The following is an 18,492-nucleotide window of genomic DNA, read 5'->3' on the forward strand; positions in this document are numbered from 1 at the left end:
CCGGCTGTCTGGAGGTAACGGGGTGAACGGGCGCAGTCCGGAACGGGTCCGCAACGAGCTGGTCGTCTCCATCGTGGACGCGTTGCAGGGTTCGGCCACGGTGAACCAGGCGAGCAGCCGTGAGATCTGGCGGGAGATGCTCGCGGCCGAGCTGGCCTCCCCCGTGGAGCCGTTCGGCGGGGACCGGCTGCGGCCCTGGCTGCTGCAGATCGTCATGGCGTGCACCGAGGTCGGCGACGGGCTCGCCTGCCTGGTGCGGTCGCTGGAGTACGTGGAACAGCAGTCGACGACGATCGGCACCCTGTGGCCGCTGGTGGACGAGTGGGAGGCCGTCGACTTCTTCAACCACGCCGACCTGCGTCCGTTGCGGCCCGTCCTGCTGTCGCTGAGCTCCCCGGACCTCGCGACCATGGCACGTCGCGCGAGCCGGTCCCGCGTGCAGGAACTGCCCCCCTGGTGCCGGACGGGATGGCAGGTCTTCCTGCGGCTGGCGGGAGAGAACTCCCCGAACGGCGAACTCCCGCCCAGCATGGCCTTCCTCGCGCTCTGCGCCGACCGGCTGGTGGCGGACAGCCGGGCCGACGCCGCCGAGGTGCTGCGCCGCTTCACCCGCGGCCAGGCCCACACCCTGCGCCTGGACGGCGCCCTCGCGGACTGGCAGCACTCGGAGTTCCCGCAGGCCGCGCCCTCGCTCGTCCCCGCCTATCTGATGATCCAGTTCGAGCCGGACCGGATCGAGGCCGACCGCTTCTACCTGTCGCACTGGCGCCAGTCCGACCCGGAGGGCTGGCACCCCGTGCCCGGCGAGCCCGTCCACCTGCGCCGGGAGGAACTCCCCGGCGCGGTGGAGAGGCTGGTGGAGGAGGTCGAGGAGAGATGGGCCGACCTGCGGCAGCCGGTCCTCCTGGAGTTCATCCTGCCGTGGGAGCTGCTGAACGAGCCGGTCGAGTGGTGGTCGAAGGAGTCCCACTCCGACTCCCCCACGCCGCTGGCGCTGGACTACCCGGTGGTGGTGCGCAGCCTCGAACGCCTGCAGCGGACCGCGTGGCACCGGACCTGGCACAACAAGTGGCGGCAGCTCCGGGAGCGCCCCGCGGACAGCCATCCGCACTGGAGCCGTCCCGGGCAGGACTCGACCTACTTCTTCCATCTGGAGCGTGAGTTGAAGGAGGACCAGCACGCGGTCTGCCTGGTGCTCAGCGAGCCGCCCGGCGACGACTCGGGTACCGGCCGGCGGGAGGTCCTGGCCGGGTTGCGGGCCGGCGTGCCCGCGATGGTCTGGCACCGCAGCGACTGCTCGGATCCGGCGTTCCAGGACGCCATCGGCGAAATACTGCAGGACCGGGGGCTCGGCAGCCTCGCGGAACGCATCGGAAAATGGCGCAAAGAGGCCCTCGCGCTCGGCCCCGAGGTCTGGGACCAGCATGTGGGCCGCCACCTGGCCATTCTGCTCGACGACCCCGAGCGCAAGCCGGGGCCGGCCGGGCCGGTGTAGCGGCCGTGCCCCCGCCGGCCGCGGCACGGGCCGAGGTGATCCTGCGGCGATCACCGGCGCGGGGCCGTATTGCGACGGTCTTGCGCGGGGGGTTGACGGGGTGCCACGCTGGTGGTCGGAACAGCCCCTGCGGGGGTCCCGCGTACCGCACACCACCGGGGGCGCGTTCCCGACAGCCGACTTGTGATTCCTTCCGTCATCCCCCTGGTGGACATCCGTCTTGCACCACGCGCAGACGACTGCCAGGCTTGGCAACGTGGCTGTCACGCATGCCCGCGGACTGCGGGACTCCTCTGCCGTCCTTCCTCCGTGCTCGGGCAGCGCCGGACGCTCCGAGGGCGCTTATGCAGCATGACGACAGCCCACGACCCGCAGCGCCATCCGCGCCTGACGAGGCGTCGTTCGAGGGCGTGCTGCACGCCCTGAGCGGACTGGAGGCGTCGGACCCGGCCGACCGCCCCGGCGTCCTGCTCGTGGTCGACGACCACGTGAGCATGCGCGTCTGGGAGGACACGATCGGCCGGCTGGCCGACGGGCTCGTCCGGCAGGAGCGGCTGGGCCCGATCACCACCGCGCGGCTGCTGAGTTCGGACGACACCGAGCCGGCCCGGATCCGGCTGGACCACCTGCCTCCCGGCACCGTCAGGCACCGGGTGGTGCTGGTGCTGACCGACGGCCTCGCCGCGGGCTGGCGGGCGGGCGCGGTCCTGCCGCTGCTGCGGGAACTCGGCCGGTCCGAGCCGCTCGCCGTGCTGCATCTGCTGCCGCAGCGGCTGTGGTTCCGCACCGGCCTTGACGTGCACCGCATGCGCCTGAGCGCCACACATCCCTGGGCGCCGAACGACTCCTTGGGGTGGGAGCTGCGCACCTCCCCTCTCGAACCCGTCGAGGACGTCGGCGCCCGGGCCGGCGTGGTGCCGGTGCCCGTCCTGGAAGCGACCGAGCGCTCCCTGTCCTGCTGGGTCGACCTGGTGGCCGGACGCGGGTCCGGGGGGACGGAGATGTCCGGCGTCCGGGCCCGTGACTGGAAGCGGCGACCGGACGCCGCGCGGGCGTTGCCCTGGCTCCACGGCGTCCCCGACCCCGACAGCGCCGTCCCCGCCCGGGAGCGCGTCTCGGACTTCCGCGCCGCCGCCTCGCCCACCGCCTTCGCGCTCGCCACCCGGCTGGCGGCGGCGCCGCTGACGCTGCCGGTGATGGCGGCGCTGACCGCGTCCGTGCCGGGCGCCGGGCCCGCCCACCTCACCGAGCTGCTGATGAGCGGGCTGGTGCGGCCGGCGAGCGGGGACGCCGAGCGCGCCGCCGACGTGGCCTTCGCGTTCGGCCCCGACAACCGCCAGGAGTTATTGGCGCTGTCCCGCCGCCGTGACACCGTCCGGGTGCTGCACGACGTGCGGGCGCTGACCGCCCCGGAGGGCACCGAGCCGGTCCGGCCGGACGCCGATCCGCCCGAGACGACCCGCATCCCGCCGGTGACCCAGCACAACGTCGCCTTCCTGCGCGTCGAACTGGCCGCGTTGCGCGCCCTGTCCGGACGCTTCGTGCCACAAGCCGAGCGGCTCGCCCGCGCGCTGCGCGAGTACGACCGCGAGAACACCGTGAGCCTGCGCAAAGGCGCGGGCCCGCGCCCCGGGCGCACCGCCCCGCACGCGCACGAGACAACTGCAGAAGGAGCCACGGCCATGTCCACCACGCAGCAGGAACCCGCGGTGGAGAGCGGGCGTTCGACGCAGCCTCGCGTCTGGGGCAACATCCCCCCGCGCAACCCGTACTTCACCGGCCGCGTGGATCTTCTGGAGCGGCTGAGCGAACGCCTGCGGGAGGGTTCGACGACGACCGTGCTGCCGGAGGCCATCCACGGCATGGGCGGCGTCGGCAAGACCCAGCTGGCCATCGAGTACGCCTACCGGCACCAGTCCGAGTACGACATCGTCTGGTGGATCCCCGCCGAGCGCCCCGGCCAGATCGGCCAGGCCCTCGTCGAACTGGCCCAGCGGCTCGGCCTCGTGACCACCTCCGAGGCCAACATCGCCGGGCCCGCAGTGCGCGAGGCGCTGCGCGAGGGGCGGCCGTACTCCCGCTGGCTGCTGATCTTCGACAACGCCGACAGTCCCGAGCGGGTCCGCGACTACTTCCCCACCGGGGGCAGCGGCACCATCCTCATCACCTCGCGCAACCGCCGCTGGAGCGTGGTCGGCCCCTCCCTCGAAGTCGACGTCTTCAGCCGGGAGGAGAGCAAGAAGCTGCTGCGCCGTTCCGGTCCCGACGATCTCGACGACGCCGACGCGGACCTCCTCGCCGACGCCCTCGGCGACCTCCCGCTCGCCCTGGAGCAGGCCGCGGCCTGGCGGGCGGAGACCGGGATGCCGGTGTCGGAGTACCTGCGGCTGTTCGAGCACAAGCGCAGCGAGCTCCTCGAGGTGTCCCCGCCGCCGGACTACCAACTGCCGGTCGCCGCCGCGTGGAACGTCTCCCTCGACCACCTGGAGACCCGCAGCCTCACCGCCCTGCGCCTGCTCCAGCTCTGCTCCTACTTCGCGCCGGACCCGATCTCCCGCTCCATCTTCTCGGGTCTCGGCGGTTCCACGATCGACCCCGAGCTGGACAGGGCCCTCAACGACCCGATGCGGCTGGCCCGCGCCATCCGGGAGATCAACCGCTACTCCCTCGCCCGTATCGACCACCGGACCAACTCCATCGAGATGCACCGCCTGGTGCAGGCCGTGCTCATCAACCGGATGTCCCCCGGGGAACAGAAGCGGATGCGCGACGGCGCCCACACTCTGCTCGCCGCCGCCGACCCCAAGGGACCCACTCAGTCGGCCAACTGGCCGCGCTACGCCGAGCTCTACGGTCATGTCATCGCCTCCGGCGCGGTCGAGTCCGACCAGCCGTGGGTCCGCCAGCTCGTGCGGAACATCGCCAGATACCTCTGGTACTGGGGAGACCACAAGGTCGCCCGCGAGTTCACCGAGCAGGTCTGGGAGACCTGGCAGCAGCTGTTCGGCGAGGAGGACCAGCAGACCCTCCTGATGGGGTGGTGGCTCGGCTTCCTCTACCTGAAGGCGGGGCGGTACGACGACGCGTCCCGGATCGCCGCCCAGCTCAAGGACGTCTACGCCCGCACGGCGCCCCCGGACCGCGAGGACACCCGGGAGGACGCGCTGGAGACGATGAACCTGGACGCGGCGGTCCGTCGCGTCCAGGGAGACTTCGCCACCGGCGCCGAACTGGATCAGACGGCCTACGACCGGGCCCGCCGCGCCTTCGGCGAGGACGACCCCGTCACGCTGGCCACCGCCCACAACCTGGGGGTGAGCCTTCGGCTCGCCGGCGAGTTCCAGCGCGCGCTGGAACTGGACCGGCGCACGCACGCGCTGAAGACCCGGCTGTTCGGCCGCGATCACCCGCAGTCGCTGATGACCGAGGCGAGCATCGCCATCGACGTCCGTGAGACCGGTGACTACGTCGGCGCGCGATCCCTTCAGCAGGCGGTCGTCGACGGCTACCGGACCCTCTTCGGACCCCGCAACCCCACGACCCTCACAAATCTCCGCCAGCTCGGCGAGTCTTGCCGCAAGGAGGGCGACCACGCCACCGCGCTCGAGCTGGCGCGCGAGGCGTTCAACCAGTTCACCCGTCGCTACGGCGACACCCACCCGGAGTCCCTGACGGCCGCGCTCACCCTGGCGGTGGCGTTGCGGCACAACGGCGAACTGGAGGCGGCCCGCGACCGCGGAGAGCGGGCGGCCGAGCGGTTCCGCCGGCTCTTCAGGAGCGACCATCCGCACGTTCTGGCGGCCGACATCGACCTGGCGGTGACCTACCGGCTGCTGGGCCGGGTCGAGGAGGCCAAGGAGCAGGACGAGGAGGCGCTGCGGTCGCTGACCGAGCGCCTGGGGGAGAGCCATCCGATCACGCTGGCCTGCGCCATCAACCTGGCGAGTGATCTGAGCGCGCTGGGGCGGACGGACGACGCCCGCGAACTCGGCGAGAGGACGGCGGCGTTGTGCTCGGCGAAGCTGGGCGAGGACCACCCCACCACGCTGGTGTGCCGGGCCAACCTCGCCCTGGACCTCATCGCCGTCGGCCGGGAGGCCGAGGGCGAGGCACTGCACGCGGACGTCCTGAGCCGTATGGAGCGCGTCCTGGACGAACCCCGTTCGGCCGGCTCCCACCCTGCGACGCTCCACGTTCGGTCCCGGGAGCGGGCCAACTGCGACATCGATCCGATGCCGCTGTGAGGTGACCGGCCCGGGGACCGAAGTGCCGCCGTTCCTGCCGGGAGGGGCGGCACTGGCGTGACCCGTCGGCCCGGTTGGCTCCGGTCAGTGCGCCGCGAACGGGGGTGAGCCGAGCCACGTGGCCAGATGGACGGGGTCGGGTGGGGTGCCGGTGGTGCGGAGCAGGGCTTCGTGCGTCGCGCGGGCCCGTTCGGGGTGGTCACAGAGCAGGCGGGCCGCGACCGGGTGCGTGTCCGACGCGGCGAGGGCCCGGCCGAGGCCCGCCCAGGTGCCGGGCCGTCCGGGCTCCACGGCCAGGTTCGCCACGTACGCCTGACGGGCCGCGGCGGCGTCTCCGGCCGCCAGCAGGGCGTCACCGGCCAGTGCCCCGGTGACTCGTGCGGCGGCCTCCTCGGGCCCTTCGGATTGCCGGCCGTCGTGCGCGCCGCCGTAGCGGTGGCGGACGAGCATCGCCAGGCAGTCCAGCCATCGCGCTGAGGGATCGGGCACCACCTCCGGCTCGGCCGCCAGGACGCCGGGCGGTCCGCTGTCGCCGGCCAGCCAGGCCCGTACGGCCTCGTCCACGGCCGCCGGGGCGGGCCGCAGATGATGGGCCCGCCAGCGCGTGACGTGGTCGGCGGCGCAGAGCCGGGCCGGCGCCAGGTGGTCCTCGGGCACTGGCTCGGCGAGCCACCGCACGCAGTGGTCGCGGAGCGTGTCCAGCAGGGTGGTGCCGAGCGGGGTGAGGCGTGGATGACGGCGAATCTGTTCCATCGCCGTGGCCACATGGGCCCGCCACAGCGCGAACTCGAAGTGCGCCGTGGCGGTCCGTGCGTCGGCGGCACGGCGGTGGGCACGCCAGAAACGGGTGATGCCGACGAAGGCGTAGATGCCCTGCAGGAGCCCTTCGAGTGGACGGGGGTCGTCCCGCCAGGGCGCATACCACAGCTCCGTACCGCTGTCGGCGTCCCGGGTCACGAGCGGTGTCAGATGCAGCAGACCGCCCAGCTTGGTGTGCTGGAACTCGTGCACGAGCGTGACCGCCAGTTGCACGGCGTCGTCCGGCTCCGAGGCCTCGATGCCGCCGAACGCGTCCCCTGACGACACGCTGCGTGGCCGAAACCTTTCCCTTGCCGGGGTGGGACTCAGAGAGAAAACGCCCCGCCGCATCGCGGCGGCCGTCTCGGGCTGGTCGCGCAGCAGCACCCTCCAGGACCGTTCCAGCGTCTGCCGCCACCGCGCCGCGGCCTCCTCGGGCAGCGGGCGCGGCTCGGTCGGCTGCGGATACGTCCGGTACGGGTCGACGTCGTCCAGGGCGACTTCCAGCCGCCGTCCGGCCGGGCCGACCGCAAGCCGGCGTACCGGATGCCACCCGGGCCCCGCCGAGCCGGGCGGCAGCGGTACGGCGACCGTGTGCCCCGGCGTCCGGACCACGGCATGTCCGGCTTCGGCCCGCACGGTGGCCGTCGCCCACGGCTCGGCCGAGGGCAGTTCGGCGCAGCCCAGGCTGGGCAGGGGAACCCTGCCGTGCCGGACCGGCACCTCGATGCTGAAGTCGAGCTCCGCGCGTAGCGCGGCCGCGGCGGCCAGGGCACGGACATGGCCGAGCACCACCGCGAGCGGCGGCTCGTCCTGCTCCGCGGTGCCGGCGCGCAGCCGACGCAGCACGGTGGCCAGCCACATCCCGGTCTGCGGATACATGAGCAGCTCGTCGACGACGGCGGGAGCGCGGCGCTGAGCGGCACTGAGCAGATCCCACGCCGGTCCCAGGTCCGCGGCGTCGTCGAGCATCCGTAACAGCAGCAGCCTGCGGCTGCGCTCAGCGGCGGTCAGGAGGTCCACGGTCGCCGGTCCGCCCTCGCCGCGGGCCAGTTCGGCGAGGCTGCCGGGCGGGACACGATGATGCGGCAGGCACGGCTCAGCGGTCATGGGCGGCCCCGTCGTCAGTGACGACGCCCCTTGCTGCCGCCTCCTCCTTCTCCGAAGCCGGAGACACTGGCCAGTGGGTGATCGATCCCGTGCTGCAGTTCCTGAAGCGACATGGCGAGAAATCGACTGTCAATGGAGCGCAGTGCATCAAGAGACACCCCCGCGAGATCGACAAGACTGGACTCGACGGTGGCCGCAGACGACTCCATGACGGCCAAACCCCTTCCCCCCGATGGCAAGTACGGATGCGGGCTGCTCACATCCCCCTGATAATCGCCCGCCGTAGCCTGGATGAAACACCGCATCCGCGCGGTGCCGCCATATCGGGTCAGCCGTCGTCCTCGCCTCCGCGGTGGCGCCGGGACAACGCCACCGCCTCCTTGTCGAGGCGGGCCACCCCGGCGGAGTCACCCTCCATCAGCCTTACCGCTTCCATGAGTTGGTCCAACGTGCCGCGATAGCGCAGACAGGTGCGCAGGATTCCGAACACGTCCGGACGCAGCGCCGGTGAGCGGGGGCTCATGGCCGCGATCACCGGATCGATGCTGCCCAGCACCAGCGCCAGGGTGGTGCGCTCGCTCACCGTGGGCAGTGCGGTCAACGCGCCGACGAGTCCGTCGAGTTCCCGCAGCGGCAGGTCGTCCGGCAGGTGTGCCAGGCTGCCGGGGCCCGCGATGCCGGCAGGGTGGGCAGGCGGCTCGGGTGGTGAGGTGGGCAGCCCGGCGTACCGGTGCAGCAGGGCGAGGTCGGCCCCCGGCAGCAGCTCGTACCAGCGGTCCGCGCGGACGGCGGCGAGGCGGCCCAGGCCGTCCGAGCGGTGGTGGACACTGACCAGCCCGATGAGCGTGTCGGCGTGCCACACCGCCGCGCCGGACATGCCCTCCCAGGGGGAGCGGTCGGGTTCGGGGTCCGACCGCGGTGGGGTGACCGCGAGTTCGAGGGTGCCCTCACGGCGGTTGGACAGCACCGAGATCATTCCGGTGGCGTGGCAGGAGTCGCGGTACTGGGAGGGTGAGCCGTCGTCGAGCCGGCGCATCCGGTCCTCGCGCAGCTTGAACCGCGGGAAGCCCAGCGCGCTGCACGGCAGCAGTTCGTCCGTGTCGGGTACGGCACCGTACGCGGGCGGCTCGCTCACGGCCTGGTGGACGCCGGGCGGCACGGGCCCGGTGAGCTCCAGGAGCGCCACGTCGGCCTTCCCGGAGGCGAGCACCACGTGCGCGGGCGCGGTCCACTCGTCGGGGCGGTCGGCTTCGAAACGCACGTCCACTCGGGGGCGCTCCGCCTCGGTGACACGGACGACGTGGGCGGCGGTGAGGACGTGCGACGGGCCGACGCGGTAGCCGGAACCCCGCCGTCCGCCGCCGCGCCCTTCGGGCGGTCGCACCAGCACCTCCGCCACGCGTACCGGTTCCAGCCCCCGACGTGCCCGGGTCACCGCGCTCAGCGCTCGCCCTCGGCCTCGTCGCCGGCCACCCACGGCGCACGTCCGCCACCGCTGCGCGTGCGCGGGTCGAGTGTCAGCTTCACCCGGTGCGTGACGCTGTCCGCCAGCCGGCCGTCCGCGCCGGTCTCCACGACCCAGAAGCGGATCTTCCCGCCCGCCGTGGCGGACCGCTCCACGACGACGGCCGCCTCCAGCTCCACGGGGCCCACCTCGAAGTACAGGTCCTCCCCCTGCGCCGCGGTGCGGGCCGCGGTGAGCTCGCGGCGCAACTCCTCTATCAGTTCGGCGAGTTCAATCACGTCCGCTCCTTACCCGGAAGGTCCTTCCTTCACTCGATCCGGGTGGATTCCGCCTTTCCCGAGCGGTGTGACACCACGGATGCATTAGGGTCGTGCCGCGGCCTGAAAAGTGTTGAAACTGTGAAGCAGTGGCATACATCAGGCATTCTTCGCATCACTTCACTTTCACTGTCATGGGGACGGCGTCATGGAGAAGACCGGAGTCGAGTCGGAGCTGATCGACCTCAGCGGCGTCCCGTTGGACAGCTGGCCGGAGCTGGAGCTGCCGTCCGCCGAGGGCTCCATGCGGCGCCTGCTCAGCCGTATCGACGACCCGGCCGGCAGCCTCGGCGGCTACAACCCGCAGCGCGACGAATAGGCACCCTCCATGCACCAGACGGCCCCACCCCACGTCCTGTCACCGCGGTCGTTCGACCAACTGCTGGGCGGAGGGGGCGGCCCCGCGACGGTGGACGCCCTGCGCTCGAGCGAGCGCAGCTGGCGGCTGCTGGTCGTACGGGCCCTGCTGGACGCGGCCGCGACGGCACCGACCGGTCCCCTGCCTCCGCTGGACGAGGGCTGGCGCCTGTTGTCGCGGGCCTGGTCCGCGGCCGCGCCGGAGGTGGAGCGGCTGCTGTCCTATCCGGCCCTCGGTATGTGGTCGGCGCACACACTGCGTCGACTGCGGGGCACCGCCGACCACGAGGCGCCCCTGTGGGCGGAGACGGGGCACCTGCACGCACTCGCCGCGAGCGCGGCGATCCGCGCAGGCATGGAGTTTCGTACCGGCATCCCGGTCCGGTACGGCTGGGCCGTCCTGCCCGCGCTCGGGGCCATGCGGGTACCCGGCGGCCCGGACTGGACCGTGGCCGAGGTGTCCGCCCGCGACGGGGACGTGCGGATCGCGGGCCGTCGACTGGGCGCACCGGGCTGGCATGCGCCCGCCGAGCTGCGCGCCGACGGACGCACGCTGCTCCTGGACGACATCGACCCGTATCGCGCCCTGCGCACACCGGGCGTTCCCGAGCCGCTCGAATCCCCCGCCCAGTGGCAGGAGTTGTTCGGCTCGGCCTGGGAGATCCTGCACGCCACCGATCCGGACGAGGCCCGGGCGCTGGCGGACGGGCTGGTGTCCGTGGTCCCCCGCCCACGCTCCGAGCGGTTCCGGCCGCACAGCGCGTCCTCCGGCGACGCCTTCGGCACGGCGGTGGCGTCGGTTCCCGACGACGGCGAGCAGTTCGCCTCGACGCTGGTGCACGAGTTCCAGCACAACAAGCTCAGCGCGTTCATGCACCTGTTCACCCTGTACGAGGACCCGGGCACTCGGCTGTACTACGCCCCCTGGCGGGACGACCCGCGGCCGCTGGGCGGGCTGCTCCAAGGGGTGTACGCGTTCTTCGGAGTCACCGCCTTCTGGCGGCGGCGCGACCATCCGCTCGGGCGGTTCGAGTACGCGCTGTGGCGCGCCCAGACGGCGCACGCGCTCCACACGATCGGCCGGTCCGACGGGTTCACCGACCTGGGGCGGCGCCTGCTGGCCGAACTCGCGGGGCGGCTGGAGCCGTGGCTCGCGGAACCGGTGGACGCGCGGACCCGCGCCGCGGCCGACCTCGCGATCGCGGACCATCGCGCGACCTGGCGGGCGTACCACCTGCGCCCCGACCCGGGTGCGGTGCGGGCGCACGCGGCGGCCTGGCCCCACCGGGCCCGGTCCGTCGCGCCCCGCGACGAGCCGACGGTCGTCGCGGGGCGGCCGGTCCGGGGCTTCGACACGCGGGCGGTGCTGCTGCGGTGGCTGCTGGCGGACCCGGCGGGCTTCGACGGGCTGCGGGGCGACCCCGGTGCCACGGTGAGCGGCGCGCGGACCGAGGACATCGACCTCGTCACGGGCCGTACGGCCGAGGCGCTGCGTGCCCACCACGCGCGCATCTTCCGTGGCGAGGGCGACCCCGAGACCTGGGTGGGGCTGGGTCTCGCCGCCCGGGCCGAAGGGGACCCCGCCGGTGAGGGACTGCTCGCCCAACCGGAGCTGGCCACGGCCCTGCACACCGAACTCGACGGCCGTGCCGACCCATTGGAGCTGGGCCGCGTGCTCGCGTCCTCCGCGTCGGTGACGGTGGCGTAGTGGCGGCCCCCGGGTTCTGGCCCGTCGGCGTGGGACTGCCTCATTTGGGTCCTGGTATGGGCCTCTGAGCCCTGTCCCTGGGCCCAGGGGTAGTCGTTACGGTTCGGTCCCCGGCGGGTGTACGGAACGGCTCCCGGTGACCCGATCGAGCGAGCGACGACGAGGTGACGTGTGAACCGCAGCGAGCGAATACGCCGAGGAGTACGCACGAGCACGGGGCAGACGGCGGTCGAGTACCTGGCCATGCTGGGGCTCGTCACCCTCGTGGTCGGCGCCATCGTCGGCGCCGTCATCGGGGGTGACATCTCCAACTCCGCACACCGGGAGATCTGCCGGGTCGTGGGGACGGACGGCGGCGACTGCGGCGACGACAACGATGTCGGCGGTGGCGACGGGCGGTCCGGGACCGGCGAACCCGTCCAGCCCGCCGCCGCCCCCGGTGACGACTCCGGTAAGCCCGGTGACGAGTCGCACGACAAGCCGGACGGCACCAAGGGGAACGCGCTTCCCGATCTGTGCTTCGAGCCGAAGGAACGGGCATCGAAGTCGTCGATCTCCGTGCCGGGCAACGGCCCCGTCAGCACCGCGGCCGCCTGGGGCTACTCCTGGCTGGTCAACTTCGTCATCGACAAGGTGAACAACGAGAAGAACAAGGAGAAGCGGGTCCAGGAGGCGCTCGCGGACCTCGCCTACTGCCTGCCCGACTACAACATCGTCATCGCGCAGCCGCACGAGGGCAATCTGCAGCAGATGGACGGTGCGGCGCTGATCGAGACCGTCAGCATCAGCGGCACGACCTACCGCGTCTACGCGTTCAAGACCGGCAAGTTCACCTGGGCGGACGACGCCGACCTCGGGTGGAAGAACCGCGCGTTCCACGGCGTGTTCGACGTCAGCGAGGACCGCCGCACCGTCACCTTCCAGGAGCCGCCCCGTCCCAAGCGGAAGGAGGGCTGGAAGCCCGGTGACGAGGGCTGCGAGATCGAGGGGGAGGAACTTCCCGACCGGAGCCGGTACTACAACACGTATTCCCCGCTGGACAACGAGGCGTCGGCTCAGGCCGTCCGGATGCTCGTGAACGACATGCGCCGCTGCTACCCCGACTACAACGTGGTCGCGATGCACTCGGAGCAGTCGTCGCACTGGGTCGAGGAGCCGGATGCGTTCGTCCATCACGGCAGGTACCGGCTGAACTCCCCCGAGTACCACGACGGCGAGAAGGGGGACGACATCGCCTCGGGCCGGGCCGTGTTCGACGTCTACGTCTTCGACAAGGGCACGTTCAGCAGTGACGGCGACGGCGGCTACACCAACTGGGCCTTCTACGGCGACTTCACCCGCGACGGCTCGAAGGTGGCCTTCGAACAGCCGGAACCCGCCGATCTGGACGCCGATTCCGTCCCCACCGGATCGAGCGCGGTCAACTTCAACGACGGGACGCCGAAGTACACGGACGGCGGGCCGTACCCCGGTACCGACTACTCGGGCAAGGTGCCGGGCGACAGCGCCGAGTTGATCCATTCGCTGATCGACGAGTACAGCCGCAGCTTTCCCGGCACGAACATCATCGCGGTGAAGTCGTTCAACGACCTCTCCTTCTCAGGAGTGTCCGGCCTCGAACACCTCGCGGTGGTGCATGGTGTCGATGTGTTCTCCATCGACGAGGGCACCGTCTCCAACAACGGTGACGGCGGCTGGCAGAACTGGGGCTTCGCCGGCACCTTCGACCGCGCCGACGGCTCGAAGGAGGTGAGCTTCACCAGCCACTGAGGTGTCCGGCGCGCGGCTCACGCGGGGGTGGCCAGGCGGCCGAGGGTGCGGTCGAAGAGGTTCAGCAGGAGGTAGAGCACGCCGGCACCGAGCATGATCCACGCGAGGTGGTGCATGCCGCTGGTGTCGGCGCTGTGCCCGAACGACGCGGCGGTCGCGGAGGAAGCGGCCGTCGAGCCGACGTAGGCGAAGGTGCGCAGCAGTCCGGCCGAGGAGGCGACGCGATCGGGATCGGCCTGGAAGTACACGCAGTTCTGCAGAGCCAGGGTGTTGAGGCCCTGTGGAAGACCGAAGACCAGGGCGACGAGCGGCAGCATCCACACGGCACTGCTCCCGGTCAGCGTCAGCATCAGCGCGCAGGCGGCGATCTGCCCGGCCGCGCCGAGCAGCAGCTTCCCGCGCACGCTCCTGCGCCGGCCGGAGACGATCGAGACAGCGATCGCCGTCACGAACATGGGCGTCTGCGCGAGACCCGCGTGGAAGGGCGTCAGCCCGTAGCCCTCTTCGGTCCACTGGGTGAAGCCGTAGAGGAAGCAGTAGGCGACGACGTAGGCGACGAGCGCCCGCCCGTAGGTGGCCAGCAGGGGCGTGTTGCCGCCGAGCACGCGCAGGTCGATGAACGGTGTACCGGCCCGCAGTTCCCGCACCGCGAACGCGGCCCCCGCCGCGACGACGATCACCGGCAGGTACCAGGTGTCCAGGTGCGGGTTCATCAGGAACAGCAGCAGGGCGACGAGCATCCCGGCGAAGAGGCCCATGCCCGGCAGATCGAGCCGGGCGGCGATCCGCCCTCGCCGCGGCGCCTCGCCGGACCCGGCCCTGCGGGGCAGCCGCCACAGCCCGAGCAGCGCGGCCGCGAGCGCCAGGGGCACGTTCACCGCGAAGGTGGCGCGCCAGCCGCCCACCGAGATCAGCATGCCTCCCAGCAGCGGCCCGATGACCGCGATCGTCTGATTGGCCACGGCCAGGGCGGTCAGCACCCCGGCGGGACTGTCCTTCCCGGTGCGCTCGGCCTCACTGCGCAGGAGGGCCATGGCGGACGGGTAGCCGGCGCACGTGCCGAACCCGAGCAGGACGCGCGCGGCGATCAGCACACCCAGGTTCGGGGCCAGGACGCCGATGACACCGGCGACGCCGACGAGGCTCGTACTGATCAGAAAGAGCCTGCGCGGCCCGAAGAGGTCGATGAGCCGGCCCACGACCGGTTGCCCGAGCGCGGTGGCCAGGTAGAGGGCGGAGACCAGCCACGCGGTCTGCGAGGCGGGAGCCCCCAGGGCCCTGCCGATGGGGACGAGCGCGACGGCCATGATCGAGGAGTTGACCGGGTTGAGGATCGAGCCCAGCATCATCGGCGGCAGCAACCGGCGGTCGAGACCCGGCCCGGCCCTCCCCTCGGACGTCGGGGTGGTCCTCACCTCAGTCATGGATCAGCCGCTCCAGCACGGCCATGGCGGCGATGACCGTCCGCCGTTCCTCCTCCGTGCACCTGTCCCGCAACTGACCGGTCAGCCACTCCGTGCGTGCCTGCCGCCCCTCCTCCACCCGCCGATGGCCTTCCGCGGTCAGCGTGATCAGCCGGCGTCGCCCGTCGTTCGGGTCGGGGCTCTTCTCCAGCAGCCCCGTCTCCGCCATGGCGCTGACGGTCGCCGCCATCGACTGGTGCCGTACGCCTTCCTCGGCGGCGAGGTCGCTGACCGTCACGCCCTCCTTGCCGGACAGGCGCGCCATGACCGACGCCTCCGCCAGGGTGAGGTCCTCCACCTCGGAGGCCTTCAGAAGGCGCCGCCGCAGCCGGCCGATCACCGCGCGGACCGCGCGCGACGCCTGGAGCGCCGATGGGGCCGGGGTCGGATTCTCGCTCATATGCGCAGGCTAATCTGTACAGCCCAATCTGTACAGGCATCCTGTATGAACCTTCGCGTCGGCGGGTGGCGCTCTCACACCTCGGTGGCGCGCCCGGACTCGGCCTTGCCGACCGGTGCCGGGTCCGGCGACATGGGGCGGCCGGGCAGGAACAGGCAGAGCGGTACGGCGACGGCGGTGAAGGCGACCGACCACCGGAAGGCGTCGCCGAAGCCGTCGGCCAGGGCGCCCGGGGTGCGGGCGTCGCCGGTGCCGCGCTGGAGGACGACGGCGAGCGCGGCGGTGCCCACCGAACCGCCGACCTGCTGGGCGACCCGGGTGATGACACTGGCGTCCGGGATCTCCTGGTGACCCAGGCCGGCATAGGCGGCTCCGGTGAGCGGGACGATGGCGGCGCCCATGCCGATGCCGCGCACGAGCAGTGCGGCCATGAGCAGCACCTTGCTGGTGTCGGCGGTGGCGAAGACGAACGGCACGGTGGCCGCGGTGCAGAGAGCGAATCCGGTGAGGGCGACCCAGCGGGGGCCCATGCGGTCGGTGAAGTCGCCTGCCCGGGTGCGCGCGACGAGTGCGCCGATGCCCTGCGGGATGAGGATCAGTCCGGCGCCGAGCGCGTCCTCGCCGCGCAGCCGCTCCCAGTACAGGGGCAGGAGCAGCATCGCCCCGTACAGGGCCATGCCGGCCAGGAAGGTCAGGGCGGAGGCGCAGGCCGGCGCCCGGTGGCGGAGGAGCCGCAGGTCGACCAGCGCGTCGGCGCGCGGCAGGGCCCAGGCGGTGAAGCCGCCGATCAGGGCGAGCCCGCCGGCCAGCGGCACGAGCACCTCGGCGTCGGTGAGGCCCGCGCTGCCCGTGACCCGGGACAGCCCGAGGATGACGGCGGCGACCCCGGGGCCGAGCAGGAGCAGGCCGACGACGTCCAGGCGGGCGCGGCGGCGGCCGGGTGCGGGACGGTCGTCGGGCAGGTTGCGCCGGGCGAGCCAGCCGCCGACGGCGCAGAAGGGGATGTTGACGAAGAACATCCAGCGCCAGTCGGCCAGATACAGGATGACGCCGCCCAGGACCGGGCCGAGGATGGGGCCGAGCGCGGTGGGCAGGGTGACGGTGGCCATGACCTTGCCGATGTTGCGGCCCTTGGCGGCCTGGACGACCAGCGTGATCATGAGCGGCATCATGATGCCGCCGCCGATGCCCTGGACGACGCGGAAGGCGATGAGGGAGGCCGCGTTCCATGCCAGTGCGCTCAGGACCGAGCCGAGCAGGAACACGCCCAGCGCGGCGATCCACAGGCGTCTGCCGCCGATCCGGGACTGGGCCCATCCGGTGACGGGGATGGTGACGAACACGGCCAGCAGGTAGCCGGTGCTGACCCACTGGATCGTGGACAGCGGGGCCTCGAGACCTTCCGCCAGGCTGTCGAGGGCGACGGTGACGATGGTGGTGTCGAAGACGACGGCGAGGGCACCGACGACGACGGTGAACGCCAGGCGCCACACGGCAGGATCGACACGGTCGGGATCCGGTGCCGCGGGCGCGGCCCCGGGCCCGTGGGGGGTGCTCATGAACGACCGCCTTAAGATATAGAGTCTTATCTTGCGGCTCTCACGGTAGGGCGGCGAAATAAGATAGGCAAGTCTATCTAACGGAGATGCGCATGGCTGAGCGGCGCCGCGGGGCGGCACTGGAGAAGGCGCTCCTCGACGCGGCCTGGGAAGAACTCACGGCCAACGGCTACGCCGGATTCACCATGGACGCCGTCGTCAAGCGCGCCGGCACCAGCCCCCCTGTGCTCTACCGCCGCTGGTCCGACCGTGACGAGCTCGTCCGGGCGGCCATCGCCCACGTCCTGGAGCAGTCCCGGGTCGAGGTCCCCGACACCGGGAGCCTGCGCGAGGACGTCCTCACCCTCATGCGGACGATCAACGCGACCCGCGCCCAGCTCATCACCGTCATGAGCGTGCACCTGGCCGGCTACTACCAGGAGACGGGAACCGGCCCCGGCGACCTCTTCACCGCGGCACGCGAGAAGACAGCCGACGTGATCTTCGAGCGGGCCGTCGCCCGCGGCGAGATCGCTCCGGAACGTCTCGGCGAACGCGTCATGTCGCTCCCCTTCGACCTGCTGCGCCACGAGATCCTCGTGACCTTCGCCCCCGTACCGGACCGCGTCCTCGAAGAGATCGTCGACACGGTCTTCCTCCCCCTCGTGCGCGTGGGCTGAGCAGGAGGCTTCCGCGGTCGCGCGGTGACCCCTTCGACGCACGGGCCACATACAGGCACTGGACGACATACCGACCAGTCGGCATGATGGTCCGGTCACCCGACGTCGTCTCCCAGGAGCCACGATGAGCCCCGACCATCCGCCCGGACTCGATCTCGACCGGCTGCGCGGGCTGCTCGACCAGGAGCGGCCCGGCCTGGTACAGGGCCCGCTGACCGGCCGGCTGATCGAGGGCGGACGGTCGAACCTCACCTACGCGGTCACGGACGGCGCCTCGCGGTGGGTCGTCCGGCGGCCCCCGCTGGGCCATGTCCTGGCCACCGCCCACGACATGGGGCGCGAGCACCGGGTGATCAGCGCCCTTCATCCGACGGACGTGCCGGTGCCGCGCCCGGTACTGCTGTGCGAGGACGAGGACGTGCTCGGCGCGCCCTTCTACGTCATGGAGTTCGTCGAGGGCACCCCGTACCGCACCGCGCGGCAACTCGCCCCGCTGGGCGAGGAGCGCACCCGCGGCGCCGTGCTGTCCCTGGTGGACACCCTCGTCGAGCTGCACGCGGTGGATCCCGCCGAGGTGGGCCTCGCCGGCTTCGGCCGCCCCGAGGGCTTCCTGGACCGGCAACTGCGACGCTGGGGAAAGCAGTTGGCGGCCTCCCGCAATCGCGAACTGGCCGGCGTCGACGAGCTGCACGCGGCGCTCGGGCGCGCGCTGCCCCTCTCCCCCGCCCCGGCCGTCGTGCACGGCGACTACCGCCTCGACAACGCGCTGCTCGGCCCGGACGACCGGATCACCGCAGTGCTCGACTGGGAGATGTCCACGCTCGGCGACCCGCTGACCGACCTGGGCCTGCTGACGATGTACAGCACGCCGCTGGGCATGCCCGACTCGCCGGTGTCCACCACCGCCCAGGCGCCGGGACACCCGTCCGCGGCGGAGCTCGTCGAGCGGTACGCCGAACGCTCGGGGCGGGATGTCTCGGCGGTCTCCTGGTACACGGCGTTCGCCTGGTTCAAGCTCGCCGTGATCCTGGAGGGCATCCACTACCGGTACACGCTCGGCCAGACGGTCGGCCGGGGTTTCGACCGCATCGGCGACCTCGTCCCCGTCTTCATCGACCACGGACTGACCACGCTGCAGGAAGGCTGA

General features: G+C 72.2%; 13 protein-coding genes. 7 read left to right on the plus strand and 6 right to left on the minus strand.

Going from position 1 to position 18,492, the window contains the following annotated elements:
- Window positions 1-22: 22 nt before the first annotated feature.
- Window positions 23-1,495, plus strand: coding sequence for an effector-associated domain 2-containing protein (locus ACIP4X_RS13440; RefSeq protein ID WP_358731491.1), 1,473 nt, complete (start codon window positions 23-25; stop codon window positions 1,493-1,495).
- 410 nt (window positions 1,496-1,905) lie between these two features.
- Window positions 1,906-5,739: an FxSxx-COOH system tetratricopeptide repeat protein gene (fxsT, locus tag ACIP4X_RS13445; RefSeq protein ID WP_358731493.1), complete on the plus strand. Its 3,834-nt coding sequence runs from the start codon at window positions 1,906-1,908 to the stop codon at window positions 5,737-5,739.
- An 84-nt stretch (window positions 5,740-5,823) separates the two neighbouring features.
- Here fxsT and ACIP4X_RS13450 read toward each other — a convergent pair whose 3' ends face one another.
- The 3 genes from ACIP4X_RS13450 to ACIP4X_RS13460 form a co-directional block, all read right to left on the minus strand.
- On the minus strand, window positions 5,824-7,647 hold the full coding sequence (locus ACIP4X_RS13450; RefSeq protein ID WP_358731495.1) for an HEXXH motif domain-containing protein: 1,824 nt from the start codon (window positions 7,645-7,647) through the stop codon (window positions 5,824-5,826).
- Between the two features lie 328 nt (window positions 7,648-7,975).
- Complete coding sequence (locus tag ACIP4X_RS13455; RefSeq protein WP_358731497.1) at window positions 7,976-9,082, minus strand: effector-associated domain 2-containing protein; 1,107 nt, start codon at window positions 9,080-9,082, stop codon at window positions 7,976-7,978.
- Between the two features lie 5 nt (window positions 9,083-9,087).
- Window positions 9,088-9,390: a trypco2 family protein gene (locus tag ACIP4X_RS13460; protein WP_358731499.1), complete on the minus strand. Its 303-nt coding sequence runs from the start codon at window positions 9,388-9,390 to the stop codon at window positions 9,088-9,090.
- 187 nt (window positions 9,391-9,577) lie between these two features.
- Here ACIP4X_RS13460 and ACIP4X_RS13465 point away from each other — a divergent pair, with 187 nt between their 5' ends.
- From ACIP4X_RS13465 to ACIP4X_RS13475, 3 genes are all read left to right on the plus strand, one after another.
- Entirely contained in the window at window positions 9,578-9,748 is a 171-nt protein-coding gene (locus ACIP4X_RS13465) for a hypothetical protein (RefSeq protein ID WP_358731501.1), read from the plus strand.
- Window positions 9,749-9,757: 9 nt separating this feature from the next.
- Entirely contained in the window at window positions 9,758-11,494 is a 1,737-nt protein-coding gene (locus tag ACIP4X_RS13470) for an HEXXH motif domain-containing protein (protein WP_401348263.1), read from the plus strand.
- A 171-nt stretch (window positions 11,495-11,665) separates the two neighbouring features.
- A complete protein-coding gene (locus tag ACIP4X_RS13475) occupies window positions 11,666-13,264 on the plus strand; it encodes a Flp family type IVb pilin (protein WP_401348265.1) in 1,599 nt (532 codons plus the stop codon).
- A 17-nt stretch (window positions 13,265-13,281) separates the two neighbouring features.
- Here ACIP4X_RS13475 and ACIP4X_RS13480 read toward each other — a convergent pair whose 3' ends face one another.
- The 3 genes from ACIP4X_RS13480 to ACIP4X_RS13490 all read right to left on the minus strand — a co-directional run bounded on the left by ACIP4X_RS13480 (window position 13,282) and on the right by ACIP4X_RS13490 (window position 16,686).
- Entirely contained in the window at window positions 13,282-14,688 is a 1,407-nt protein-coding gene (locus tag ACIP4X_RS13480; protein WP_401348266.1) for an MFS transporter, read from the minus strand.
- Window positions 14,681-15,127, minus strand: a complete 447-nt coding sequence (locus ACIP4X_RS13485) for a MarR family transcriptional regulator (RefSeq protein WP_358731509.1) — start codon at window positions 15,125-15,127, stop codon at window positions 14,681-14,683. The genes ACIP4X_RS13480 and ACIP4X_RS13485 overlap by 8 nt, the downstream gene beginning before the upstream one ends.
- Window positions 15,128-15,201: 74 nt before the next feature.
- Window positions 15,202-16,686 carry an MDR family MFS transporter gene (locus ACIP4X_RS13490; RefSeq protein WP_401348270.1) on the minus strand — a complete coding sequence of 495 codons (1,485 nt, stop codon included), beginning with the start codon at window positions 16,684-16,686 and terminating at the stop codon, window positions 15,202-15,204.
- Between the two features lie 92 nt (window positions 16,687-16,778).
- Between ACIP4X_RS13490 and ACIP4X_RS13495 the strand changes: the two genes are divergently transcribed.
- Together ACIP4X_RS13495 and ACIP4X_RS13500 are read left to right on the plus strand one after the other, a co-directional pair.
- Window positions 16,779-17,345 (plus strand): TetR/AcrR family transcriptional regulator, encoded by a 567-nt coding sequence (locus tag ACIP4X_RS13495; protein WP_358731513.1) that lies wholly within the window; start codon window positions 16,779-16,781, stop codon window positions 17,343-17,345.
- Between the two features lie 124 nt (window positions 17,346-17,469).
- Window positions 17,470-18,492, plus strand: coding sequence for a phosphotransferase (locus tag ACIP4X_RS13500; RefSeq protein ID WP_391454854.1), 1,023 nt, complete (start codon window positions 17,470-17,472; stop codon window positions 18,490-18,492).

Origin of the sequence: Streptomyces sp. NPDC088817, from assembly GCF_044750345.1 — a bacterium.
Lineage (GTDB): Bacteria > Actinomycetota > Actinomycetes > Streptomycetales > Streptomycetaceae > Streptomyces.

Excerpts from the sequence above, each read along its gene's own strand:
- ACIP4X_RS13465 (WP_358731501.1), top strand. The coding sequence starts at position 9,578 with ATGGAGAAGACCGGAGTCGAGTCGGAGCTGATCGACCTCAGCGGCGTC.
- ACIP4X_RS13490 (WP_401348270.1), bottom strand. The coding sequence starts at position 16,686 with ATGAGCACCCCCCACGGGCCCGGGGCCGCGCCCGCGGCACCGGATCCC.
- ACIP4X_RS13470 (WP_401348263.1), top strand. The coding sequence starts at position 9,758 with ATGCACCAGACGGCCCCACCCCACGTCCTGTCACCGCGGTCGTTCGAC.
- ACIP4X_RS13480 (WP_401348266.1), bottom strand. The coding sequence starts at position 14,688 with ATGACTGAGGTGAGGACCACCCCGACGTCCGAGGGGAGGGCCGGGCCG.
- ACIP4X_RS13495 (WP_358731513.1), top strand. The coding sequence starts at position 16,779 with ATGGCTGAGCGGCGCCGCGGGGCGGCACTGGAGAAGGCGCTCCTCGAC.
- ACIP4X_RS13450 (WP_358731495.1), bottom strand. The coding sequence starts at position 7,647 with ATGACCGCTGAGCCGTGCCTGCCGCATCATCGTGTCCCGCCCGGCAGC.
- ACIP4X_RS13500 (WP_391454854.1), top strand. The coding sequence starts at position 17,470 with ATGAGCCCCGACCATCCGCCCGGACTCGATCTCGACCGGCTGCGCGGG.
- ACIP4X_RS13485 (WP_358731509.1), bottom strand. The coding sequence starts at position 15,127 with ATGAGCGAGAATCCGACCCCGGCCCCATCGGCGCTCCAGGCGTCGCGC.